We start from the raw sequence: 24,743 nt of genomic DNA on the forward strand, positions 1-24,743 counted from the left end.
CAACCATTTAAAACTGCTATTTATTGGGGCCCTGGCAGACTGGTTTGGGATTTGGAATTTGGGATTTGGAATTTGGTTTTTGGAATTTTTTTAAAAAGCCCTGCCCGGGTAAACCGGTACAGGGCTCCTTTTATCAACACCTCACCTTTTTTTAGTTCACGTAGTTCGGGTTCTGTATCAGCACGCCTTTGCTGCGGTCTATTTCCTGCTGCGGCAACGGGAAATAGTAATGCTTGGGGCGCACAAAGGTGCGCGGCGCACCGCCTATCGGCTCCTGCGTACCATTATAGGTAAGCTTGGGCTTATTGTAGTAGGTGGTAATGTCTATCAACTGCGCTTTGTCCCAGCGCATCAGGTCCTGGTGGCGCTGGTTCTCGCCGCTCAGCTCCACGCGGCGCTCGTGCATCAGCTCCGTCATACCGGCGCCGCTCACTGCAGGCAGGGCCGTGGAAGCGCGCCGGCGCACGGCATTGATCTCTGCATCCCCTGCGCCCGGGCCCAAGGTGCGGATCTTTGCTTCCGCTACCAGCAGGTACACGTCTGCTGCGCGCAGCAACGGTGTTTTCATGGAATAATCCAGGCCGCCGGATTTCAGCCAGCGGCAGAACTTGCGGTAGTGGTAGCCGGTACCGGACAGGGAAGGATCGTAGGTAACTATTTCCGTGCCAATGTCCACCTGGTCGCCGGCCTGCATGATGCTCACCTCCTTGCGGGGATCGCCGGGCTCAAATTCATCCACCAGCCCTTTGGTGGGATAAAAGAAGCTCCATCCGCCCCAGGCGCGCGGCGCATGGTAGGTCACAAAGTCCGTATAGCCCCAACCGTTTTCGGACTGTACGGCAAACAGCACTTCGGAGTTATTGCCGGTGGCGGCGTTGAAATTGTCCACGTAGTTGGGCGCCAGCGCATAGTTGGCATTGTTCACCACCATGCTGCCATATTCAATGGCATTGTCCAGCTTTTCCCAGTACATGTACAGCTTGCAGAGCAGGCCCCAGGCGGAGCCTTTGCTTACGCGCCCCTTGTCGCCGGCTTCGTAGGTCTCCGGCAGCAGGTTTGCGGCCTGCAGCAGGTCGGCTTCTATATACTGCCGCAGCGTATCGATGTTCACTTTGGGCTTGTTGTAGTTGTCATTCAGCACATCCTCTTCCGTGATAATGGGCACTTCGCCATACAACACCATCAGGCGCCAGTAGGCAAAGGCGCGCAGGAAATGCGCTTCGCCCAGGCAGCGGTCCTTGATGGCGGGATCAATATCGGTAATGTCCGGGATGTAGATCAGGGCATTGTTGGCGCGGCTGATCTGCTCATACTTCCATCTCCAGCCCGTTCTTACGGAAGGCGTGGAAGGATCATAGGTAAAATCCTCTATGGCCTGGTCATAGCCGTGGTCCCCGCCCCGCACCTGGTCGTCGGAGCAGTTGTCGAACACGAATTCCCGGAAGCCGGTATACTCCTCTTCCAGCAATACGTTGTAGATGCCGGTGATGCCGTCCAGCGCATCGCTCTGGTTGCGCCAGTAGTTGCCGGTAGTGTAATTGCCTTTGGGCTCCACGTCCAGCACGTTGCAGGCGCCCATCAGCAGTAGCGCGGCGCTGCATAGCAAGGATATATATTTCTTAGGTTGCATAGTATTCAGTTTAACGGGTTAGAAGTTAAGCGTTGCGCCGAAGGTAAAGCTCCTGGCCTGCGGGTAGGCCGCTACGTCCACACCGCGCTGCCGGTTGCCGTCATTGTTATTGGGATATCCCAGTATGGGCGACAGGCCGGTATAATCCGTCAGGATAAACAGGTTCTGCGCGGCTACGTACACGCGTATATCGGAAATGCCTGAACGTCCCCAGAGTTTGGCTGGTATGGTGTAGCCCAGCGAAGCGTTCCGCAGCGAGAAGTAGCTGCCGTTCTCCACAAAGCGGTCAGACACCCGGTTATTCTGGTTGTCGCTGTCCAGCGTCATCAGCGGCACGGTGTTGCTGGTGCCTTCGCCATGCCAGCGGTCCAGCATTTCGGCGTACATGTTATACGGGTAGGTAGGGTCGGTACCCTGCATGCGGTCTGCATTGTACAGCTCCACGCCTGCTACGCCGGTAAAGGACAGGCTGAGGTCAAATCCTTTGTAGCTGGCCCCGGCCTGTATGCCGTAGGTAACATCAGGGTTCGGGTCGCCCAGGTATACGCGGTCGTTCTCATTCACCATCCCGTCGCCGTTCACGTCCAGGAAGATCATGTCGCCGGGACGGATGCTGCCCCTACGGTCGTCGTTGGCGATGTTGGGGTCCCGGTTGATCTGCTCCTGCGTCTGGTATACGCCGCCTGTTTTCCAGCCATAGAAAGAAGCGATGGGCTGTCCTTCATAGGTGCGGGAAATTTCCGCGCCCTGGCGGCCGTATTCCGTGGAGCCGATAAAAGTGCCTTCCTCGTACAGCCGGGTCACCTTGTTCTTAATGAAGGAAGCGTTGGCGGCGATATTGTAGGTGAAATCCTTGTTGCCGCCCTGGTAGCTCAGCTCCAGCTCCAGGCCGCGGTTGCTCATCTGGCCGATGTTGCGGTCCGGTATACCGGAGGTGCCGTGCAGGTCCAGCGCGGGCGCCGGCACCAGCATGTCGCGGGTATTCTTATTAAACCAGGTGATGGTGGCGTTCAGCCTGTTTTCCAGGAAGCCCAGCTCCATGCTGATATTGGTCATTTCCGCCTTTTCCCAGGTAATATCCGGGTTGGCCAGGCTGGAGTTCCAGATGCCGGTGTAGGGCTCTCCGCCAAAGGAGTATTGCCGGTTGCGGGTAATGGGCGCCAGGTACTGGAAATCGTCCACGTTCTGGTTACCCAGTTGTCCCCAGCCGCCGGTCACTTTCAGGTTGCTGACAAAAGGCACGTTTTCCTTAAAGAAGGTTTCGTCTGACACACGCCAACCCAGGGAGAAAGCCGGGAAATACCCCCAGCGCTTGCCTTCGGGGAAACGGGAAGATCCGTCTGCGCGGAAGGTGGCGGTGAGCAGGTATTTATCCTTATAGCCGTAAAAGCCGCGCACAAAGCCGGAGGCCAGGGCGCTTTCCGGGTTATAGTTGCCATTGATGGCACGATAGTCGTTACCGTTATCCAGCACGCGCTGGTCTGCAGACTCGTCGTTCAGCCCCCAGCTTTCGGCCCTGAAGAAGTAACCATTCTGGGTTTGCACGGAGTAACCACCGGTAGCGGTTATACGGTGCTTGCCGGCCAGCAGCTTGTTGTAGGTAAGAAACACCTCTCCCAACTGGGAGCTGTTGCTCTCGCTGCGGTTCCATAGCTGGGCCTGGGCGCGGGTACGGGTCTGGTCCAGCACCCGGGGCACAAAGCTGTACTGGTTAAAGATGCTGCCGTCAAAACCGTAGTTGCCGCGGAGGGTCAGGCCTTCCATGATCTCCAGCTCCGCATACACGTTACCTAACAGGCGGTAGTTCTTGTCCCAACCGTCGCTGGTTTCGGAGGTGAACACCGGGTTGTTGATATCGCCCAGCTCATTGCTGGCTTTGGAGGAGCCATAGCTGCCGTCCTCGTTATGCACGGGAATGGCCGGGTTAAAACGCAGGGCGCTGAAGAGCAGGCCGGTCTGGGTGGAGTAAGTATCAAAGCCCCAGCTTTCCTTGTAGGTGAGCTGTATGTTCTCCCCTACCTTGAAGCGCTTGCCCAGCTTGTGCTCGGAGTTGATGCGCACGGAATATCTTTTGAAATAGCTGTTCTCCACGATGCCTTTTTCATCATAATAGCCGGCGCTGAACATGTAGTTGGAGGTGGCGTTACCGCCCCGCAGGCTTACGTCTGCATTGGTAACCTGCCCGGAGCGGAGGATGGCTTTCTGCCAGTCCGTGCGCTGTACGGCATAGTAAGGGTCCTGCCAGATGGGATCAATGGCCACGCCGTCGTTGGTATAGCGCTCCTGTTTCAGCATCACCAGGTCCGGCGCGGTGAGCAGCGGGATATGGCGGATGGCGTTGGACACGCCGTGGTAAACATTCACGGAGGCGCGCAGCTTTTCGTTATAGTTGCCTTTCTTGGTGGTGATCAGGATCACGCCGTTGGCCGCCCGCGTACCGTAGATGGCGGAGGAGGAGGCGTCTTTCAGTATCTCCATGGAGGCGATATCATTGGGATTCACATCGTTGATGCTGCCGGCGGGCACCCCGTCGATCACTACCAGCGGCTCCGCGTTGTTGATCGTACCGGTGCCGCGTATGCGGATGCTCGGCGTACTGCCCGGCGACGCATTGGAACGTACGATGTCCACGCCGCTGGCCCGTCCCTGCAGGGCCTGGGCCGCATCGCTCACGGGCAGGTTCTGGATATCGGCGCCTTTAATGGAAGAAATGGTGCCGGTTACGTCGCGGCGGGTCTGGGTACCGTAACCTACTACCAATACTTCGTTCAGCCCCTTGCTGGCAGCTTCCAGGGCCACGGTAATGTTGGACTGCTGCCCGATGGTGAAGGTCTGTGGCCGGTAGCCGAGGTAGGAAAAGCTAAGGGCCTGCACGCCGGCAGGCACCTGCAGGGAGAAACGGCCGTTGCCGTCCGTTACAGTACCGCCCTGGGCGCCCTGCATGGTGATGGTCACCCCCGGCAGCCCGGTGCTGTCTGCTGTACTGGTCACCTTACCGGTGATCACACGTTGGGCCAGCACGGTGCTCACGCACAGGCATAGCAATAGCGCGAGGAAGCCAGGCTTCCAAAAGTAAATTTTCTGCATGGTGGAAAGATGAATGGTAATAAAACGATTTAGCTATACGACTATAAAAAATGCCAGCGCTGCATTCTTTGAAAAACTGACGATTTACATTAACATAACTGCTCTTAAAATGGTAACGTGATAAGTTCGCATTGTTCCCTTTCCCCTTTTAGTGCTGCTTCACTAAAGGTACTTTATGCAACAAAACTAATATAATAGGATTTTAACTATATGAGATACTGCATTAACGCTGTGTTAAGAATAGCCGTATCATAAACGCAGCAGCTTGAAGGTGCCGGCCGTTATTTTCCGGTTTTCATCCCGGACCTGCAGCAGGTACAATCCTTTGCCGGGTATGCCGCTGGTAGTAATGAGCTCCCTGCCGCTACCGGTTATCCGCCTGCTCATGACCAGTTTTCCCTGCTGGTCAAACAACTCCAGGATATACGTGGACGAAGGCTCCAGGCCCGACAGCGTAAACTGCTGGTCAAACGGGTTGGGCCAGGTGCGGAGCGCTGCCGGCCCCTCCTCCCTCTCCGTAGTGGCGGAAAGGAGCTTCCCCTGTGCATTGAGCTGGAAAGGCGGCCAGGGCACAATGGCGAAATACCGGGAAAGACTGACAGTATCCAGCGGGTGGGTGAAGGTAACGCGGAGCGTGTGCGCACCCGGAGCATAAGCCGCAGGGTCCAGCAAAAAGGTATGGTCCGCCGCTACGGGTAGCGGAGCGGCGTTATCCACCTGTACGCGCACCGTCGTGTGCCAGCGGTCCGGCGGGTAGTTCACGATCCATATGCGGGACGGAGCGGCGTTACTGAGGTAGAGCGGCTGCAGCGTTCTGACAGCGGGGGGCGCATCCAGCACCGGGTATATGTGCAGGACCGCCGCGGTATCGTAATTTGTCCAGGCGCTGCCGTTAAATGCTTTCCACTGGAAGGTATCCACTCCTGCAATGCCGGCTTTCGGCGTGTACACCAGGCTGTCCAGCTCCGCCAGTGTAAGCTCGCGGCTTCTCTCATAAAAAACGGCCTTCCCGCCTACGGTCAGCTTGCCGTAAGGCGGCAGGGCGGTAATGCTGACCCGCTGTAACCGGCCGCTGTAATGCTGCACAAAATCATCTGCGGTAAAATGAATGGGCGTACCGGCCAGCGTATTTTTATCAAAAGGCCGGATGCTGTCCATAGGCGGCGCAGGGCTCACCTGTATGTAGATTATGGTGTCATTGGTCCAGGAAAGGCCGTCGTAAGCCCGCCATGCTATGGTGTCCCGGCCGGTAAAGCCGCCGTAGGGGCTGTACTGCAGGCTGTCCAGGTCGGCCCGGGGAATACGGTAATTACTACCGGCATTGATCACCCGGTTGTCTTTGGCCACCAGCACGCCGTGCCTGGGCAGTTCGGTAAAATATATCATAAGCAACTGCCCTTTACCGGTATCGGGTCCGGTATAATGCTGTATGAAGTCTTCTTCGGTAAAGCGCACCCGTGTTTGCGGCAGCGTCTTCAGCTCAAAGGGAAGTATATGATGATCGAAAGTGCTATCAATATTTACTTTATAAACGGCATGCTCACCGCTGGATGTAATGACCCAGCCGCCATCTGCAGCATACATATGTGACCTCACCCTGTTGTAGCTGTCGTCAAAGATCCTTTTGATCACGGACCCGTTCCGGGAGAAATAGTAAAAACCCAGGGTATCCCGCGCTTTGGCGCTCACCGCCATGTTGCCTGCCGTATCCAGCGCTGCTATGCCGGCGGCGCCAAAAGGGCTGGTAGCGCCTTTTACATAAGCCAGGTCCCGCCGCATGCCCTGCCGGTCCCTGGACCAGATCCAGAACTCGGGATTGGGATACCAGGGAAACACCGGCCGTACACCCGCCATATACCCATTCCTCATTTTGGGAGCCGCATCAGACACCGTGTATTCACCATTGGAAACAGACACCACCAGGTCAATGGTATCGGCTGGTGCTGTTCCGTCATCCAATACCAGCGAGGCGATCTCTCCCTCCAGGTTGCTCACATAGGCGATATGCTCCCCATCCGTGCGGGGATAAAAGAAATCTATACCGGGTGTATTTGTATCGGTTACCAGGGTTTTTACGCCATTCCTGTATTTATAAACGGCCTGGTACTTCGTGTATACCACCAACCCGTTCCCGGCTACAACAGCCTCCCTTACGTTACTATCCAATACTGCCTGCTGCCCGGAAGCCAGGTCTCTCAGGAAGAGCTTAAAATGGGCAGCCGTATCATAATGCAGCCATATCGCATAATTGCCCGCCGCCTGCATGTTGTAGGCGATGCTGTCCAGTAATGACAACGTTCCCTCGTGCCATTCGTAGACAAGTACCGGCTCACTGTAAGGAAAGATCGGACCGGTATTACTATTAGCAGTAAAAACAGCGCCGTAAGGCGTCAGCTTCACATAAGGAGCAGGATAACCATCGCTTAGACGCCGGTTAAAAGGGATCAGGGTAGCCGCCCCGGTGGATACATCCATGATATGATAGATGGAATCCCCTTCTTTGGACAGGAACACTTTGTTGTACCCATAGTCCATGATAAGGGTGCTGTCCGGCACGGTCAAAATCCTGGTCAGCAAAGGATTCTGGGCATAGGCGGCATGGCCTGCCAGGAGCAAAAGCAGGCAATAGTAGATTTTTCTCATAAAGACGGTATTGAGGGTAAATGACCATAGGGGGCGACAAATATGAGCTAAGCGATATGGTTGTGCCTGGCTGACGGTTTCCTACCTGGGAAAAAATACAACTATTTTTTTATTTCCACAATATTTACCAGGGTGCCAACCGGCTCAATGGTGATCTCCACTACATCGTTCTCCTGCAGGGTAAAGCTGCTGTCCGGCACCAGGCAGGTGCCTGTCATGAGATAACAGCCAAAGGGGAAATCGCATTCGCGGAAGAGGTAGGCGGCCAGCTCCTGGTGGCCGCGTTTCATCTGGCTGATGGGCACTGCTTCGTTGTACTGCGGCTGCCCCTGGCGTAATATCTGCATATGGATCTGCGTGGTGACGGGGAGGGGCTGCTCGGGCACCAGCAGGCAGGGCCCGATGGCAGCGCTTTTCTCATACACCTTGGCCTGGGGCAGGTACAGGGGGTTCTCCCCTTCTATGCTGCGGGAGCTCATGTCGTTGCCGACCGTGTATCCCTGTATTTCACCGGCGCTGTTCAGGAACAGGGTCAGCTCCGGCTCGGGCACGTTCCAGGTGGAGTCCTTCCGGATGTATACGGCCTGCCCGTGGCCCACGGCGCGGTGAGCCAGGGATTTAAAGAACAGTTCCGGCCTTTCGGCCTCATATACCTTGTCATAAAAAGTAGCGCCGCCGGCTATTTCGGATTCCTCTTTGCGGGCTACCATGCTGCGGAGGTAAGTAACGCCGGCCGCCCATATTTCCTGTGAGCCGATGGGCGGCAGCAGGTAATGCTGTATAGCCGCTGCTGCATCGGCGGCGGGCTCCAGCTCTTCGATCGCTTCCTGCAGGCTGGTGAACAAACGGGGACTGTTTACCAGCGCATCCCAGTCCTGCTCCATACGGTAATAACGTTCCTGATGGTACGCAAAAATGCCATTCACGGTATTGTATAAACGGATATATTTCATAACTGTTGGTTTATTATTATTGTTTGTTAAAAACGGCGGCAATGTCCGCAATGGATAGCTGCCACAGCTCCTGCGCCAGCGCATCCAGCGCGGTACGGCTCCCTTCCAGGTGCACGGTGGTCTGCCGGTAGGTCATGGAGTCGCCGGGCAGCAGGGGGCGCGCGTCTGACGAGGATTCCAGCTCATAGAAAGGGCCCATCTGGGAGCCGTCTGCCAGCGGGCCGTCGTTGTAACAATTCACCACATCTCCCTTGTAAGGCGCTGCCTGCTGCTCCCACCTGGAATTCACGTACCTGCCGGCTGGACTGATGGAGAACAGGATGAGCGTAATGGCGCCGCTTTCCGTATCCACGCTGCCGGCCATGGGCTTTGCGATGGCGGGCTCCAGTCCTATTTTTCCACGGGCGCGGCCGTCCGCTTTCATCAGCACCAGGCCATCACGCACCTGTAAACGTTCCGGCGGTATCTTCCCGAAATAATCATCATGGATAAATTCGCGGGCATTGTCCTGCTGCCGGAAAGGCACTACGATCACCGTTTTATCAGAAGGGGTGAACATGCCCAGCAGCCAGATGGACGGCAGGCCGCTTCGCTCCTGCCAGGCTTCCGTGCCGGTGTTGGTGAGCTTGTTCTCCGTGCGGTAGGCCACTACGGACAGCCCGTCCGGCAACTGTACCCCCATCTGCCGGGCCGCTTCCGCTTTGTCCAGCAGTTGCACCTTCCGCTCTATGCCCACCTTGAAAACAGTACCGGCATAGTTCTGCAGGGCGCCTTCCTTCGTGTATACCACTTCCGTATCGCTTTGGCTTACCATGGTGAAGGCAGCGGTATCTATGAGACCGGGCGTTTGCCAGTGCTCAAATTCAAAAGGCTTGCCCGGCGGAAAGAACAATCCATACTGCCCGCCTTCCGGTCCCAGCCAGCAGCGCTCCTCCCCGCCATATGCATTGATATGCGGCTGGTATTCGCCGGAGGCGATCAGCGGGTAGTTGATCCATCCGTAGCTTTTACCATTCATGCCACGGGCGGAGCTGGTCATCACGCGGGCCTGGTAATCGCCGGTTACCAGCACCATGCTGCTGTCTGCAGCGCTTTGCAGCAGCACTACATTATCCAGGTGCTGCCGCAGGAAATTTACATCCTGCTCAAAAGTAGCGGTGTCAGTCATTGTGGTATCAGCAGCTTTTTTACCGCCGGGCCGGCAGGCGAAAAGGCTGCCCAGCGCCAGCGTGCAACAAAGTATCGGGTATCGCATCTGTTGATGATTTTAGCGTGGCATCATTTCCGCATGCTTAATATTACTACATTTCCGCCATCTTCCATATAGGCTGGAATAAATGGATGGATGACAGCACAACAGGGTATCCGGGAAAACGTGGAATTTCAGCATACTGCAAGTTGTGTGTTTTTTGGGGGACGGCATTATCAATTCCAAGCCAAAAAATATACTATATTGGCATTTACGGGGCTTACAACGGCCCATAACGGCTTTTTTCAGATCAAAAATAGCCTGAACAGATGAAACCGATACTCAGGAAAGTATCCGTGCATGGCGGGCACTCTTTCAGCGTGCGGGAGGATATCCTGCCCTACCTGTACAACCACTGGCATTACCACCCGGAGGCGGAACTGACACTGATCCGCAAAGGCCGGGGCACCCGCCTGGTGGGCGACCATATGGAACGCTTTGCAGACGGAGACCTGGTACTGCTGGGGCCTAACCTGCCGCATATGTGGCGCAACGATGCGGACTACTTCCAGCCGGGCAGCCAGCTCCATGTGGAAGCCGTGGCCATTCACTTCCACGAAAACTATTGGGGAGATGCTTTTTTACAACTGCCGGAAATGGAGCCGGTACGGCTGCTGCTGCAACAGGCGCGCAGGGGCATCCGGATCAGCGGCAGCGCCGCCAAACGGCTGTCGCGGCAAATGGAGCAGATGCTGCAGGCCAGCGGGCCGCAGAAGATCACCGGCCTGATAGCGCTGCTGACGGCCATAGCCGCCACTACAGAAAAAAGCCTGCTCAGCAGCCTGGGGTTTGTGCAGGAATACAGCCTGCAGCGCACGGACAAGATCAACGAGATCTACCACTACACGTTCAATAACTTCACCAGTCCTATACAGATCGCTACTGTTGCACAAGCAGTGCACATCAGCCCCCACTCCTTTTGCCGGTATTTCAAGACCCGTACCTCTAAAACCTATTCCCGGTTCCTGAGCGAGCTGCGCATTGGCTACGCCTGCAGGCTGATACTGGAAAATGAAATAAGCATTGCGCAGGTATGCTATTCCAGCGGCTTTAACAACCTGGCCAATTTCAACCGGCAGTTCAAGGCTATTACCGGCAAAACGCCGCTGCAATACTTTAAGGAATATGCGGGCCAAACGGCTGTGCTGAGCGCCTGGCAGGCTTTGCCATAGCGGCGCCATTCATCAAATTTAAAAGGCGCTTTGCCGGCTTCTTTGTAACTTATGAGCACCGGCCTGAAATCTCGCGTACCATATGCTCACAAAACTGGTTGTATATACCGCTTTATTGAACGCCCTGCTGCTGCCAGCGACAGCCCAGCAGGTAGCACTTGCTACGGTAGATCAACTGGAAGCGCGTTTTGCCGGCGGCGGGGACACCACCTACATCGTTAATTTCTGGGCTACCTGGTGCAGCCCCTGCGTAGCGGAGCTGCCGCATTTTGAAAAGTTCGGGGAAGCTCACCGCGGGGAGCCGGTAAAGGTGCTGCTGGTAAGTGTGGACGCACGGTCCAGGCTGCGCAGCAAAGTAGTGCCCTTTGTAAAGAAAGAACAACTGCACAGCGAGGTACTGCTGCTGAATGAAACAGACCAGCAGGTATATATAGACCGTGTCAGCCCGGACTGGTCCGGCAGCCTGCCCGCCACGCTTTTTGTAAACACGGGCAAACAATTGCGCCGCCTCCAGGAAAAAGAGTTTACCTATGACCAATTGGTAACAACCTATCGTTCATTAAAATAATACCGTTATGCGAAGCTTACTCACACTCTCGTTGCTGCTCCTGGGGCTACTGGCCAGGGCACAGCAGGCAGGTTACCAGGTAGGCGATGTGGTAACCGATTTCAACCTGAAGAACATAGATAATAAAAACCTTTCTCTTTCCAGCTACCCCGATGCCAAAGGTTACATCGTGATCTTTGGCTGCAATACCTGCCCGGTGTCACGGGGGTACGAGCAAAGAATGGTGGCGCTGCAGGAAAAATTTGCCTCCAAAGGCTACCCGGTGATCATGATCAATCCCAATGACCCGGAGGCACAACAAGGCGAAACCTTCGAGGATATGCAGCTACACGCCCAAAAAAGCAAGCTGACCTTTCCTTACCTGGAAGACCCGGGACAGGTGGTAACGCGGCAGTTCGGCGCGCTGCGCACACCGCACGTGTTTGTATTGCAGAAAACGGACAAGGGAAACAGGGTGGCCTACATAGGGGCTATTGACAATGACCCGGAGAACGAAAAAAGCGAGCAGATCAACTATGTGCAGCAGGCCGTGCACTCCCTGCTGGCCGGTGAACAACCGGAGATCACCTTCACCAAAGCGGTGGGATGCGGGGTGAAATCGAAAGGGAAGTAATAAATAAAAAATAAAAAGGAAAAAGTAAAAAAGAAAAATTGACGGAAGCGTTTAATTTTTTCTTTTTTACTTTTTCTTTTTTACCTAGAAATTCCAGCCTGCTTTCAGCCCCCAGAAACCATTGGTGCCATCCTTGAACCAGGCTTCGTACTTGGCCTGGAAATCAAAGCCCAGCACCCGCAGGCCCAGACCGGGAGAAAAGATGGCCGCGCCGCCGTCATAATCACCGGTAAGGTTGGCCACCCCACCTTCCACCTTTACATACAGCAAAGGTATGAACTTGTACTTCAGCCCCAGGCGGACAGGTACGGCAGACAGGGCGTCTACTTTGTAGGTATTGCCCCCGTCATCAGTTACCGTTTGACCGGGGAAACGCATGTAGCTAACGGAACCGGTTACACCCAGGCCGGCTATCAGCTTAATGTCTGCGCCCACGCCGGCGCCATAGCCCGTTTTGTAATTGTCCGCCATGCTACCTACCGGGAAGCCGGCTTCAATAAAAGGGCCGATGCTGAATCGCTTCAGTTGCGCCTGGGTAGCGCTGCTGGTAAAGCAGAGGACGAGCAGCATGCCGGTGATGGTAAAAAGGATTTTCTTCATCTGTTTTGTTTTTTCGCAGGAACGGTTATTATAAATTTTCTGTAAATGTAAGTAAATGAATTGGAATTCTGTTAAGGAGTGTTAAGCATTGTTAAATACTCCTAACAAAATACGGGCCGCATTGAAAAGTGCCGGTTATTTGCAGGCAGTAGTGAACCGCTTATGCTTTCCGCTATCGGAATGTTTGAAGCACCAAGAACAGGATTACAATGAACAGAATGATCGTTATTACTGCGATACTGCTGCTAACCGGCGCCTCCCTGTTAAAGGCGCAACCCGCCGACACCACGGCATTACCAGACAAATGGACCTTGCAGCAATGCATTGATTATGCGAAACAGCATAACATACAACTGAATAACCTGCGCTTAAGCCGGCAGTCCAGCCGGGAAGACCTGCTACTGGCAAAGGCGGCCCGCCTGCCGGGCGTTTCGGGCAGCGCCTCCCAGTACTACACCCATGCCAGGAATGCAGACCCCGTAGTGGGCGGCTTCCAGACACAATCCTCCATGGCCAGCAACTATTCCGTTAGTTCCAACTGGACGCTTTACCAGGGCGGCTACCTGAAGAACGACGTGCGCGAAAAGAACCTGCTGCTGCAAACGGCCAACCTGGATGTGCTGCAATCGGAGAACGACATTACCCTGCAGATCACGCAGGCATACCTCAACATATTGCTGGCCAGCGAGAACATTGTGTACGCCGGGGACCTGGTGCAAACCTCCCGGGCGCAACTGCAGCAGGGGCAGCAGCAGTTTGACGCGGGCAGCATTGCCCGGAAGGACCTGGTGCAACTGGAAGCGCAACTGGCCACGGACCAGTACTCGCTGGTAGCGGCGGAAAACAGCTACCGGCAAAACCTGCTGACCCTGAAGCAATTGCTGCAGTTGCCCACTTCCTTTGATTTCAGCATTGCGCAGCCGGATACGCTGGCGGCGGAAAAGCCCGTGCCAGGCCTCGCCACTGCGCAGCAACTGGCCCTGCAAACCCGGCCGGAAGTAAAGAGCGGGGAACTGAATGTAGCCATTGCGGAAGTTGGCCTGGCCAAGGCCAAAGCCGGTTACAAACCCACCCTCAGTTTCGGCGCCAGCCTGGCTACCGGTTTTTCCGATAACCAGTCCTACAGTTACTGGCAACAACTGGACAATAACTTCTACCAGCGCGCCGGCATTACGCTGGGCATTCCCATTTTCAGCAACCGGGCCAACAAGACCAACGAGGCCAAGGCAAAAATTGCCATCAGCCAGGCCAAACTGTCCCTGCAGGATACCCGGACCGCGCTGTCGCAAACCGTAGAGCAGGCTTACCTGAACCTGGTGAACACCCAGGAGCAGTACAGGGCCGCCGAAAAACAACTGGATGCCAACGGGGAAAGCTACCGCATCACCGTAGAGCAGCTAAAACTGGGCGCGGTGAACATGGTGGACCTGCAGGTGCAGAAGAACCTGTATGTGCAGTCATTGCAGGCATACATACAGGCCAAGTACAGCAATATTCTCAACAGGAAGATATACGCATTTTATACGGGAGAACCGGTAACGAATGAATAAAACACTTACGAATGAAACCGCAAGGTTCCATGAGATTTTTGAAAGACAAACACTTACGAATGAAAAGATATAAATGGATCATTATTGGAGCGGCCCTGCTACTGACAGCAGCCATATGGTTCTGGAAATTCAGGCCCCGGGAAGCGCCGGTGGCCATCACCACGGAAAAGCCGGCCTATGGCTTCATTGCCAACGCCATTACCGCTACAGGCACCATACAGCCGGTAGACACCGTATCCGTGGGCACACAGGTATCCGGCACCATCAAATATATCTATGCCGATTTCAACACCCGGGTAAAGAAAGGGCAGTTGGTAGCGGAGCTGGACAAATCACTGCTGCAGGCGCAGGTGAGCCAGATACAGGCCAACCTGAACGCGGCGCAGGACCAACTGGTGTACCAGCAAAGCAACTTTAACCGGCAATCGCAGCTATACAATGTTGGCGCCGTCAGCCGGGCGGACTATGAAACCGCCCTGTACCAGTACAATAGCGCCAAAGCCAATGTGTCGGCCATTAAAGCGCAATTGCAATCCGCCAACCAGAACCTGTCCTACGCCAATATCTATTCACCGATAGACGGGGTAGTGCTGAACCGGAACGTGAACATCGGGCAAACCGTGGCCGCCAGCTTCAGCACCCCTACCCTGTTCATCATTGCCAAAGACCTGACCAAGATGCAGGTACAGGCCAGTGTAGACGAAGCGGATATCGGCAGCGTGGAAAAGGGGCAGCGTGTAACCTTTACCGTGGACGCCTTCCCGGACGATGTGTTTAACGGCACCGTGCAGGAAGTACGCCTGCAGCCTGCCACCTCCTCCAACGTGGTGACCTATGTAACGATCATAGACGCACCGAATAATAACCTGCGACTGAAGCCCGGCATGACGGCCAATGTGACCATTTACACCAAAGAGGCCGCCAATACGCTGCTGATCAGCGCCAAGGCCCTGCAGTTCAGACCCGACTCCTCCCTGCTGGAAGGCTACACCATCGTGGGCCGGCGGGAGGCAGGACCGGCAGACACCGGGGCCGCGTTTTACCGCACCAGGCGCCCGGACACGCTCAAAACGGAAACGGACACCACTAAAGCACTCACGGCCCCGGACGAAGCAGCCCGCCCGGCGGCCGTATGGATCAGGGAAGGCGACAGCATTGTGCGCCGCCGCATACTGACCGGCCTGAACGACGAGACCAGCGTACAGGTGCTGCGCGGACTGGACACATCGGACAACGTGATCAATGATGTACGGCGGGCCAGCAGCGGGTCAAAGACCGGCGAACAGGCTACCAAAAGCCCCTTTATGCCTTCCAGGCCGGGCGGAAGAAGAAGGGGTTGATGATAAAAAAAGAAAAGATGGAGAACGATAAAAAGATATTGGAGATACAGGAGCTGAAACGGGAATTCAGGATGGGCACGGAAACGGTGCGTGCGCTGAAAGGCGTTTCATTTGAGGTGATGGCCGGGGAATTTGTGACCATCATGGGCAGCAGCGGCAGCGGCAAAACCACCCTGCTGAACATACTGGGTTGCCTGGACAAACCTACCGCCGGCACCTACCTGCTGGACGGCGTGGACATCAGCCGCCTGTCGCGGGACGAGCTGGCCCGGCTGCGCAACCGGAAAATAGGGTTCGTGTTCCAGTCCTACAACCTGCTGGCGCGCACCAGCGCGCTGGAGAACGTAGAGCTGCCGCTGTTCTACAACCCCTCACTTACGGCTACGGACCGGAAAGAGAAAGCCGTAAAAGCACTGGAGGCAGTGAAGCTGGCGGAACGGCTGGACCACCTGCCCAACCAGCTTTCCGGCGGGCAGCAGCAGCGGGTGGCCATTGCACGGGCGCTGGTGAACGAGCCGGTGATGATACTGGCCGATGAGGCCACCGGCAACCTGGATACGCGTACCTCCTACGAGATCATGGCCCTGCTGCAGGAGCTGCACCAGGCCGGCAAGACCATCGTGTTTGTAACGCATGAACCGGACATTGCCGCCTTCAGCAGCCGCACCATCATGCTGCGGGACGGCAGGGTGATCCGGGACCAGCGGAATGAAAATATCAGATCGGCCCGGCAAATGTTAAGCGAGCTGCCGGTTGCAGATGATTATTGAAGTAAGAAGTATGAGGTACGAGGCAGGAGGAGAAAAGATGCGTTGATCATCCTACATCTTACTTCATACTTCCGTAAACATATTAAGGACGTGTATAAGTATAAAAGACATGAATTTTTTCAACCTCATTCGTATAGCCCTCCGCGCATTGCAGCGCAACAAGCTGCGGGCGTTCCTGACCATGCTGGGCATTATCATTGGCGTGGGCGCCGTTATTGCCATGGTGGCTATCGGGCAGGGCTCCAAGCAAAGCATACAGGACCAGCTTTCCAGCATGGGCTCCAACATGATCACCATCCGCCCCTACAGCAACGAGCCCATGGGCGGCGCCCGGCTGAACGCATCCAGCCTGCAGACCCTGAAACTGGAAGACGTGACCGCCATCGCGCAAAAGGCGCAGTATATCAGCGCTGTTTCCCCGCAGGTGAGCGGCAGCGGGCAGGCCATTAACGGCGCGCTCAACTGGCCCACCAGCGTACAGGGCGTAAGCCCCGCCTACCTGGACATACGGGACTGGTCGCTGAAAGACGGTATCCCCTTCAGTGAAAGCGATGTAAAGGCCGCCGCCAAAGTGTGCCTCATCGGGCAAACGGTAGTAGAAAACCTGTTCAGCTCCGGCGAAAGCCCGGTAGGCAAAACTATCCGCTTTAACAAGATCCCTTTTAAGGTGATCGGCGTGCTGGAAGAAAAGGGAGAGAACGCATTCGGCCAGGACCAGGACGATATTATACTGGCGCCCTATACTACGGTGCAGAAGCGTATCCTGGCCATCACCTACATACAGAACATCTTTGCATCGGCTATTGACGAAAGCAGCTCGGAGCTGGCTACCGGGGAAGTAACACAGGTACTGCGCGCCACCCACAAGCTGAAAACCGGCCAGGAAGACGATTTCATGGTAAGAACACAGGCAGAGCTGATCAACACCTTCAGCTCCACCAGCCAGTTGCTTACCATCCTGTTAGCGGCCATTGCCGGTATCTCGCTGATCGTGGGCGGCATCGGTATTATGAACATTATGTACGTGTCCGTGACCGAGCGCACCAAGGAGATCGGGTTACGTATGTCCATTGGAGCGAGAGGCGTTGATATCCTGCTGCAGTTCCTCATAGAAGCGATCCTGATCAGTATTACCGGCGGCCTGATCGGCATAGCGCTGGGCATTACCGCCTCCAGGCTGATCACGGTATTCCTTTCCTGGCCCACGCTGGTATCGGAAAGCTCCATTGTGCTGTCTTTCCTGGTATGCACCATTACCGGCGTGTTCTTCGGGTATTACCCGGCCGTAAAGGCATCGCGGCTGGACCCGATAGAGGCGTTACGGTATGAGTGATGCGCACTCCTCCAGCTTCCTGCTCAACCGCTGCACCGCCTCCGCCACTACCCGTACCTGCTCCCGGGCTTCTTTCCAGTTGCGCTGCTCCATGGCTTCGCGGATGCCGGGCAGGGTCTTTACGCCATAACCGGTATAAAAGCCGGGCGCGTAAATGGTGTGTTTGAACCAGGAGCGGCGCGGCAGGCCATTGCCGGTGAGCAGGCTTTGCTCAGCGCGGTACAGGGCTTCGTTGAGCCGTTGCCGTACAGCCGGCGGCACAGCGGCGGCAGACAGCGTGTCACGCAGCTTTGTGCTGGACTTCTCCAGCATTACCAGCGCGTTCTGCAGCGGGGAGAAATCCAGGTAAGGCACCTCCGCTTTGGGCGCCGGGGCTACAAATGGTTGCGTGGGATCTGCCGCCAATTGGTAGGTATGCGCAGCTATCAACCGGTTCTCCATTTCCGTGCTTTCCCGCATCTGCGTTGCCTGTGCGGTCAGCTCATTTACGTAGCCGCTGATGGTCCGGTACAGGTCCGTGAAATCAAAAGGCAGCACCTCCGCGTCTGCCAGGCGCAGCACCGCGCGGCCAGCCACCTGCGCCAGCGCCACCCCGTAATGGAATTCAGGGTCTTTAAAACGGGAATAATGATCGTAGGAATCGTAGATGGAGTGATATTCGCCGCCGTCATCCTCACCGCCAAAGCCGAGGTTGAGGGAAGGCACGCCCAGGTGCTGGAAAAAGGGCGAATAGTCGGACCCGGAGCCAAGGGCGGACAGGCTTAAGGTTTTATTGTCCAGCAGCTCTTTTCGTTTAGCCGGCGCGGCGCGCACCAGGTTCAGCGCTTTCCTTCTTTCGTATACGCTTACCTTGGTTTGCGGATCGGTCACGTCTTTGGCAATGCCGTCCATCAACTGTGTGAGCGCATGCGAGCCGCCTGCGCCCAGGAAGCCGCGGCCGTTGCCATCCGTATTGATATAGGCCACCGCTTTTTGCTGCAGTTCTTCCGCGTGGTCTTCCACCCATTCCGTGGAGCCGATCAGGCCCGGCTCCTCCCCGTCCCAGGCGCAGTACACCAGGGTACGTTTGGGCCGGTAACCGCTCTTTACCAGTGCGCCAATGGCTTTGGCCTCTTCCAGCAGGGCGGCTATGCCGCTGATAGGATCGGAAGCGCCATTGACCCAGGCATCGTGGTGATTGCCCCGCACCACCCACTCATCCGGGTACTGCGCCCCTTTGATGGTGGCGATCACGTCGTACACCGGCACCAGGTCCCAGTTGCAAGCCACCTGCAAATGCACGGTAGCCTTACCGGGACCGGTGTGGTAGGTTATGGGCAGCGCGCCCCGCCAGTCAGCCGGTACTACCGGCCCTTCCAGGGCTGCCAGCAAGGGCTGCGCATCATGGTAGCTGATGGGCAACACGGGTATCTTCAGGATGGTAGGTGCAGCGCTGCGCTCCAGGCGTTTGGCATTTTCCGTTGCCCCAACGCCGGGTGTGAGCGGATCGCCGGGATAGATCACCATATCCATTACGGCGCCGCGCTGCACGCCGTATTCATTCTTGAAAGCGCCCTTGGGGTACACGTCCCCTTCAAAGTAGCCATCCTCCCGGGGATCGGAGTAGATGATGCAGCCGATAGCGCCATGCTCTGCTGCCACTTTGGGTTTTATGCCTCTCCAGGAGCGGCCGTAACGGGCGATCACGATCTTTCCTTTCACGTCAATGCCCAAACGCTCCAGCGTTTCATAGTCTTCTGGCAGGCCAAAGTTCACATATACCAGTTGCCCGGTCACATCGCCGTCGCCGCCCCAGGCATTGTAGGTAGGCAACTGGCCTTCCTGCCCGGAGCTGGCGTCTTCCTTCAGGGCCGGCTCCTTCAGCAACGCTTTGTACCTGGTGGGCGCGGTCATTTCCAGCACCCGTGTTTTGGGCGTGGGGAACAGCACCTGGTAGGTTGCTATGCGGGCATCCCAGCCATAGTCCTTAAATTTTGCGAGTATGGCCTCGGCCACGGCTTTACCCCGGGCGCTGCCCAGGTGATGCGGTTGGGCAGCCAGCTCTTTGATGGTAGCGCCTACATGCGCCGGGCTCAATTGCTGGTCAAAGCGGGTTTCCAACTGCGAGGCGGGTGATTTTGGCTGACCGGCCTGGTGTTGCCTGGCTACTGCGGGTAAATACAGGCTCAGCGCAAAAGCGGCCATGGTTAGTTTGACAGGTCTCATGTTGTTAATGATACGGCAAAAAGCCCGCATATGCAAGAGATAGCTGTTAGCAGTTAGCGAGCGGTATCAGGAGGCGGCGCCTGGGCGCTGTCCATAGGGAGCCGGGTACTGTCTGCGGTTGTTTGCGTGCTGTCGGCCGGTGCGAGCCCGTTCGCGATGCTGTCCGCCCGGGCAGCGGATATCCGGGTGTTGGGAGCGGCGCGCTTTTCCTGGGACAGGGTGCCCATTTTTTCCATGTCCCTGCGTTCCTTTTTGCTGAAGAGGTGCTGCGGATGCTTCTCGCGGCGCAAGCCTTCATCAAAGCGGCTTTCGGCCCCCATCCGGGGCGCCTGGTACACGCGGTTGCGTTGGAAAACGCTATGGGAACAACTGCTGTACACCAGCAGGATACCCAGTGATATGGTTACTGTCTTGGGGAAGGAACACATCAGTGCCTGGTTTAAAATGACTCTTTCTCTCTAACGCAGCGCGGCGGTTTTTTATTGGATGCCGGTGGAAAAATGCAATTGTAGACATAATGTAGACACCGGCAGGCAGGCGCTGTAGTCGCTATGTAGTATTGCCGGCGCCGCATCTGAAAGGCAGCGCGCTTATTTTTGCCGCTAACCTGCACAAACAATTTTTATACGATGATCATATTCTACCAGATCAGGCACCATCACCACAAAACCCTGGCCTGCCCGGGGGTGACCTGCCCCTTGTGCCGGCAGCCAGGCGGCGTTTCCCTGGCTATTTACCAGCGTTATGTATGGTTCCTGGGGCCTGTTTTTCCCGGCGCCAAATATGGCCTGGCCGGCTGCGATCATTGCGGCCAGGGTATTCCCAATGTGAAATGGCCGGCGGCGCTGGTGCAAACCTACAAAACGGAGAAAGCCGGACTGAAAGCGCCGGCCCGTTTATGGAGGGGCGCGCTGGTATTCCCGCTGCTGATCGGCGCTTTAATTATCGGGACAACCGTGCTGCATTTCCGGAGCACCAGCCGTCAGCGGCAACAGGAGGCCAGCATAAAGGAATACGTGGCCCATCCGCAACCGGGCGATGTGTACCAGGTGCTCCTTCCCGGCAAGGACGGCCAGCTTTACCATACCTACGCCCGGTATGCCAGGATATCCGGCGATACCTTTTTTGTGAACCTGCTGAACAAGGTAAATCCGCCGGAACAAAAATGGGAAGGGCTGGATACCGATAGCCCCGATGCTTTTGGCGCTACGGAAATACCGCTTTCCCGCAAATCATTCCAGGACGAGCAGTATATGGTGCAGATCAATAACCTGCGCAACACAATGACCTTATGGGGCATGAAGCGGGACGGAGCGCTGATCAGCAGGTACTGAACATCGAAAACTGTTATCATCAAAAAATACCAAGCTTATGTCATCACAGGAAACACCCCGTAAAAAAGCCACCTGGGGACCGAATCCCAACGCGGATTACGAATATGTAAACAAGTATTCCGGACGCGCCTGGCCTTCCCTGGCCATGGGTATTGCCGTATTCATACTGCTCACCGGCTTCGCCATATTCAGGTGGCGGCAAACAGGCCAGTGGGAGGCTACCGGCGGACAGATGAAGATGCATACCCTGGAGTGGCTGCTGTACAAAATGGGCGGTAAATGGCTGAACCTGTCGGCTTTCTGCCTGCTGGGCATCGTGGGACTGATATCCGGAATCCGCACCTGGAAAAAGAAAAGAGCGCTCATGCGGTAGGCAACCAGGCGTGGATGCGCGCGTGGGAGCAGGACCTCGTCATGACGTACGATACCGTAACTATTCCAATTGCAGCAGGACCCTGGCCTGCATACGGCCGGGGCCTTTTTTATCCCAGAGTTCAAACTGCCAGATACTTTTGTCCCCCTGCAGAGAAGGGTTCTGCAGGTTCAGGAACATGGTAAGCCCGCTTGCTACCTGTTCCAGGCTCATGCCATCGGTGCGACCTGCAAAAAGATCGGCCGTCTCCATTTTGACCTTCCCGGTAGCCGGGTCCAGGAGGCTAATGCGGCCCCCGGGAAACACCCGGCCCTGTTCTTCCCGGAATCCTTTCAGCCCCCAGCAGATCATACCCGCCCGGCCTTTCAGCGGCACGATGTTATTAATAACAGGCCCCGCATCGGCATAGATCATCGCCTCTCCGTTTAATCCCTCCTGCTTAAGGGTCAGCCTGTTTACTTTATTCATTTTAACGGTAACGGGGAGTGTGGCGGTAATGGCGCCCTTTCCTTTTTTATCTTTTATGCGAAACTCCAGCTCGTACGCAATGCCAGCCTTCAGCGCACCGGGGGCCGGTACATAGTAGGTTTCCACCAGGCTCACCTGCTGTGGAGTGTATGGCTTATTCTCCAGCAGGTCTTTGTTTTCTTCTACCGGTTGCCCGTTCTTCTTCCTGATGATTACGCTCAGGTCGGGATACACATATCCCATTTCCCGCGTAAAGCCGCCTACGCCGTCCAGGCGCAGCGTTATTTTATCACCATACTGGATGGTCCTGTTTTTCAATGGCTCGCCATTCCGCAGCAAGGTATAATCGCTGTAATGCAGATGGTCATTACGGATGCTTAGTCCTGTCCGGAGGTCCTTTTTTACGCCGGCGCTGAAATTGCATGCGCACAACAACGCCAACCCTGTTAGCCACCTGTTTATCTGCATATAATAAGTATTTCGGCAAAAATAGGCGACATGCCGGCCAGGCATTGCATACCCCTTACTACATATTGACTACCAATACCGGGAGCCGGTATCTACAAAATGTCTACGCCGGCGTCTTATTTCACCGTAAACGTTTTTTTCAGCAGCAGGTCTGCCGAGCTTTTGCCTACAGCTACCGTGTACTGTCCTTTGTACAGTTTCCAGCGGTGCGCCGCCAGGTCCCATTTCTGCAAGCCGCTGACGGGAATGCTGAGCGTCACCGTTTGCCGGCCGTCTTTGGCGACGTGCACCCGCCTGAACGCTTTCAGTTCCCGGAGCGGCATTCTTTCCAGGCCGGGATATTCAATGTAGGCCTGCACCACTTCGTCCCCGTCATAGCCGCCGGTATTCTGCACCTGCACGGCCAGGTGAATGGTATCGCGCAGGGCGTAGGTATTGCGGGGCTGCTGTTCCCAGGCGTAGTTAAACGTAGTATAGCTCAGGCCAAAGCCGAAGGGATAGGCTACCTCACCTTCAAAGTAACGGTAGGTGCGGCCTTTGAGGCTGTAATCATCATAGGGAGGCAGGTCGTTGAAGGAGCGGTAGAACGTCACCGGCAGACGGCCCGCGGGCGACACGTCGCCAAACACGATATCCGCCAGCGCGCGGCCGCCCTGCTCACCGGGATACCAGGCCAGTATGACGGCGTCTGCATAAGGCTCAATGGCCGATACATCCACGGCGCTGCCCGCGGTGATCACCGCAATGATGGGTTTCTTATGCGCAGCCCGCAGCTTTCTCATGAAAGCCAGTTGCGATGCCGGGAGGCTAAGGGTAGCTTTGTCACCGCCGGAAGCGGACAGGAACGCATCCCCTTCCTCTCCTTCCAGCACCGGCGTAAGGCCGATCACGGCGATGGTCACATCGCTGTTCTCCGCTGCCCATATGCCGCCGAAATGCACGGTATCCTTGTAATCGCTTCCCATATCGTACTGCACGGCGGTAGCGGGACCGGCTGCAGCGGCGATACCCTCCGCAAAGGTCACCAGGTTGCCGTTAATGCCATGGTAATTGGCCAGCAAGGCATCCGGCGCGGCGGCATTGGAGCCCAGCACCATCATGGAGGAGTATTTTTCTTTCTGCAGGGGCAGCACGCCGTTGTTCTTCAGCAACACCATGCTTTGTTGCGCTGCTTTACGCGCCATTTCAATATGATACGCATTGTGTACGCTGTCTGCCCCGTAACGGTTATACGGCGCCAGGCCCTGTTCGTCAAAGAGGCCCAGCTTCATCTGGGTGCGGAGGTTGTAGCTTAATACGCTGTCTATTTCCACGGGCGTCAGCAGTCCCTGTTCGATGGCTTTCTTCACATCATCCTGCAGGATGCTGCCGCATTCCAGGTTGATGCCCGCTTTTACGGCCGCTGCGGCCGTTTCCACTTTCGTGGGAATGGCCTTGTGGCGGAGGTAGATATCGTCCAGGGCGCCGCAATCCGTTACGGACTGCCCGGTAAAATGCCACTCATCGCGGAGGATGTGCTGCAGCAGGGTCTGGCCGGTGCAGCACGGTTCCCCGTTCACACGGTTATAGGCGCACATGATGGATTCCACGCCGGCATCCACCAGGTGTTTGAAAGCAAAGAGATAGGTTTCCCGCAGGTCCTTTTCATCTACCACGGCATTGAAGGTATGGCGTTCTGCTTCCGGTCCGCTGTGCACGGCAAAATGCTTGGCGCAGGCGGCGGTTTTCAGGTGGGCAGGATCATCGCCCTGCAGCCCGGACACAAATGCGGCGCCCATTACGGCCGTGAGATAGGGATCTTCCCCGTAGGTTTCCTGGCCCCTGCCCCAGCGGGGATCGCGGAACAGGTTGATATTGGGCGTCCAGAAGTTGAGGCCCATGTACCAGAGGCGGCGGTTCATGGCCACGGACAGGTTGTACTTGGCACGGGCTTCGGTGGAGATGGTAGCCGCCACTTCCTGCACCAGCGCATCATTGAAGGTAGCCGCCATACCGATGGCCTGGGGATATACGGTAGCTTCGCCGGCGCGGGCAATGCCGTGCAGGGCTTCGTTCCACCAGTTATAGGTAGGAATGTCCAGGCGCTCAATGGCCGGGTTGCGGTATCCCAGCAGGGATATCTTTTCATCCAGCGTCAGCTTTTGCAACAGGTCCTTTACCCGCGCCTCCACGGGCGCCTGCGGGTTCCGGAACAAAGGCTGCTGCGCCATGGCGCTGCCCGTTATTACAACAACGGCCAGCAAGCAATAGAATTTCTTATACAACATCAGAAAAAAAAGTTTGCGAAGTACTGCAATGTTCACTGTCTGGGATCAAAGAAACAGTATTTTATGGAAATTTAATATCATTCCTGTTATAAAATGTTTTAAAAGAACGAACATTCGTTT

At 56.0% G+C, this 24,743-nt stretch carries 19 protein-coding genes; 9 read left to right on the forward strand and 10 right to left on the reverse strand.

All coding sequences use genetic code 11. The features are described 5' to 3' along the window. Positions 1–151: 151 nt before the first annotated feature. From LX66_RS19180 to LX66_RS19200, 5 genes are all read right to left on the reverse strand, one after another. Entirely contained in the window at positions 152–1,630 is a 1,479-nt protein-coding gene (locus LX66_RS19180) for a RagB/SusD family nutrient uptake outer membrane protein (RefSeq protein WP_145716554.1), read from the reverse strand. A gap of 18 nt (positions 1,631–1,648) precedes the next feature. Continuing rightward, entirely contained in the window at positions 1,649–4,717 is a 3,069-nt protein-coding gene (locus LX66_RS19185; protein ID WP_145716556.1) for a SusC/RagA family TonB-linked outer membrane protein, read from the reverse strand. Between the two features lie 249 nt (positions 4,718–4,966). After that, a complete protein-coding gene (locus LX66_RS19190; RefSeq protein WP_145716558.1) occupies positions 4,967–7,360 on the reverse strand; it encodes a T9SS type A sorting domain-containing protein in 2,394 nt (797 codons plus the stop codon). Between the two features lie 101 nt (positions 7,361–7,461). After that, entirely contained in the window at positions 7,462–8,313 is an 852-nt protein-coding gene (locus tag LX66_RS19195) for a fumarylacetoacetate hydrolase family protein (protein WP_244620459.1), read from the reverse strand. Between the two features lie 16 nt (positions 8,314–8,329). Further along, positions 8,330–9,568: a DUF6786 family protein gene (locus LX66_RS19200; protein ID WP_145716560.1), complete on the reverse strand. Its 1,239-nt coding sequence runs from the start codon at positions 9,566–9,568 to the stop codon at positions 8,330–8,332. 263 nt (positions 9,569–9,831) lie between these two features. Here LX66_RS19200 and LX66_RS19205 point away from each other — a divergent pair, with 263 nt between their 5' ends. The 3 genes from LX66_RS19205 (at position 9,832) to LX66_RS19215 (ending at position 11,915) form a co-directional block, all read left to right on the forward strand. Next, on the forward strand, positions 9,832–10,734 hold the full coding sequence (locus LX66_RS19205; RefSeq protein ID WP_145716562.1) for an AraC family transcriptional regulator: 903 nt from the start codon (positions 9,832–9,834) through the stop codon (positions 10,732–10,734). Between the two features lie 82 nt (positions 10,735–10,816). Next, entirely contained in the window at positions 10,817–11,302 is a 486-nt protein-coding gene (locus tag LX66_RS19210) for a TlpA disulfide reductase family protein (RefSeq protein WP_145716564.1), read from the forward strand. Between the two features lie 7 nt (positions 11,303–11,309). Further along, positions 11,310–11,915, forward strand: a complete 606-nt coding sequence (locus LX66_RS19215) for a thioredoxin family protein (protein WP_145716566.1) — start codon at positions 11,310–11,312, stop codon at positions 11,913–11,915. Positions 11,916–11,999: 84 nt separating this feature from the next. Here the strand turns inward: LX66_RS19215 and LX66_RS19220 are convergent, their stop codons facing one another. After that, complete coding sequence (locus tag LX66_RS19220; protein WP_244620460.1) at positions 12,000–12,515, reverse strand: outer membrane beta-barrel protein; 516 nt, start codon at positions 12,513–12,515, stop codon at positions 12,000–12,002. A 209-nt stretch (positions 12,516–12,724) separates the two neighbouring features. On the opposite strand from LX66_RS19220, the gene LX66_RS19225 reads away from it, so the two are divergent. The 4 genes from LX66_RS19225 (at position 12,725) to LX66_RS19240 (ending at position 17,508) form a co-directional block, all read left to right on the forward strand. Beyond that, the gene (locus LX66_RS19225) at positions 12,725–14,065 is read left to right on the forward strand and encodes a TolC family protein (protein ID WP_145716568.1); all 1,341 of its coding nucleotides are present in this window, start codon (positions 12,725–12,727) and stop codon (positions 14,063–14,065) included. A 59-nt stretch (positions 14,066–14,124) separates the two neighbouring features. After that, a complete protein-coding gene (locus tag LX66_RS19230; protein WP_145716570.1) occupies positions 14,125–15,405 on the forward strand; it encodes an efflux RND transporter periplasmic adaptor subunit in 1,281 nt (426 codons plus the stop codon). A gap of 17 nt (positions 15,406–15,422) precedes the next feature. After that, positions 15,423–16,175: an ABC transporter ATP-binding protein gene (locus tag LX66_RS19235; protein WP_145716572.1), complete on the forward strand. Its 753-nt coding sequence runs from the start codon at positions 15,423–15,425 to the stop codon at positions 16,173–16,175. Between the two features lie 109 nt (positions 16,176–16,284). After that, a complete protein-coding gene (locus tag LX66_RS19240; protein ID WP_145716573.1) occupies positions 16,285–17,508 on the forward strand; it encodes an ABC transporter permease in 1,224 nt (407 codons plus the stop codon). Here the strand turns inward: LX66_RS19240 and LX66_RS19245 are convergent. Both LX66_RS19245 and LX66_RS19250 read right to left on the reverse strand, forming a co-directional pair. Continuing rightward, complete coding sequence (locus LX66_RS19245) at positions 17,494–19,713, reverse strand: M28 family metallopeptidase (RefSeq protein WP_211366384.1); 2,220 nt, start codon at positions 19,711–19,713, stop codon at positions 17,494–17,496. The two genes, LX66_RS19240 and LX66_RS19245, sit on opposite strands and share 15 nt — an antisense overlap. 53 nt (positions 19,714–19,766) lie before the next feature. Continuing rightward, on the reverse strand, positions 19,767–20,141 hold the full coding sequence (locus LX66_RS19250; RefSeq protein WP_145716575.1) for a hypothetical protein: 375 nt from the start codon (positions 20,139–20,141) through the stop codon (positions 19,767–19,769). A gap of 201 nt (positions 20,142–20,342) precedes the next feature. On the opposite strand from LX66_RS19250, the gene LX66_RS19255 reads away from it, so the two are divergent. Beyond that, a complete protein-coding gene (locus LX66_RS19255) occupies positions 20,343–21,047 on the forward strand; it encodes a hypothetical protein (RefSeq protein WP_145716576.1) in 705 nt (234 codons plus the stop codon). A gap of 37 nt (positions 21,048–21,084) precedes the next feature. Continuing rightward, entirely contained in the window at positions 21,085–21,420 is a 336-nt protein-coding gene (locus LX66_RS19260) for a hypothetical protein (RefSeq protein ID WP_145716578.1), read from the forward strand. Between the two features lie 60 nt (positions 21,421–21,480). Here LX66_RS19260 and LX66_RS19265 read toward each other — a convergent pair whose 3' ends face one another. Together LX66_RS19265 and LX66_RS19270 are read right to left on the reverse strand one after the other, a co-directional pair. Continuing rightward, on the reverse strand, positions 21,481–22,356 hold the full coding sequence (locus tag LX66_RS19265; RefSeq protein ID WP_145716579.1) for a hypothetical protein: 876 nt from the start codon (positions 22,354–22,356) through the stop codon (positions 21,481–21,483). Between the two features lie 116 nt (positions 22,357–22,472). Then, positions 22,473–24,623 carry a glycoside hydrolase family 3 N-terminal domain-containing protein gene (locus tag LX66_RS19270; RefSeq protein ID WP_145716581.1) on the reverse strand — a complete coding sequence of 717 codons (2,151 nt, stop codon included), beginning with the start codon at positions 24,621–24,623 and terminating at the stop codon, positions 22,473–22,475. Between the last annotated feature and the right edge of the window lie 120 nt (positions 24,624–24,743).

The organism is Chitinophaga japonensis, from assembly GCF_007830125.1.
Lineage (GTDB): Bacteria > Bacteroidota > Bacteroidia > Chitinophagales > Chitinophagaceae > Chitinophaga > Chitinophaga japonensis.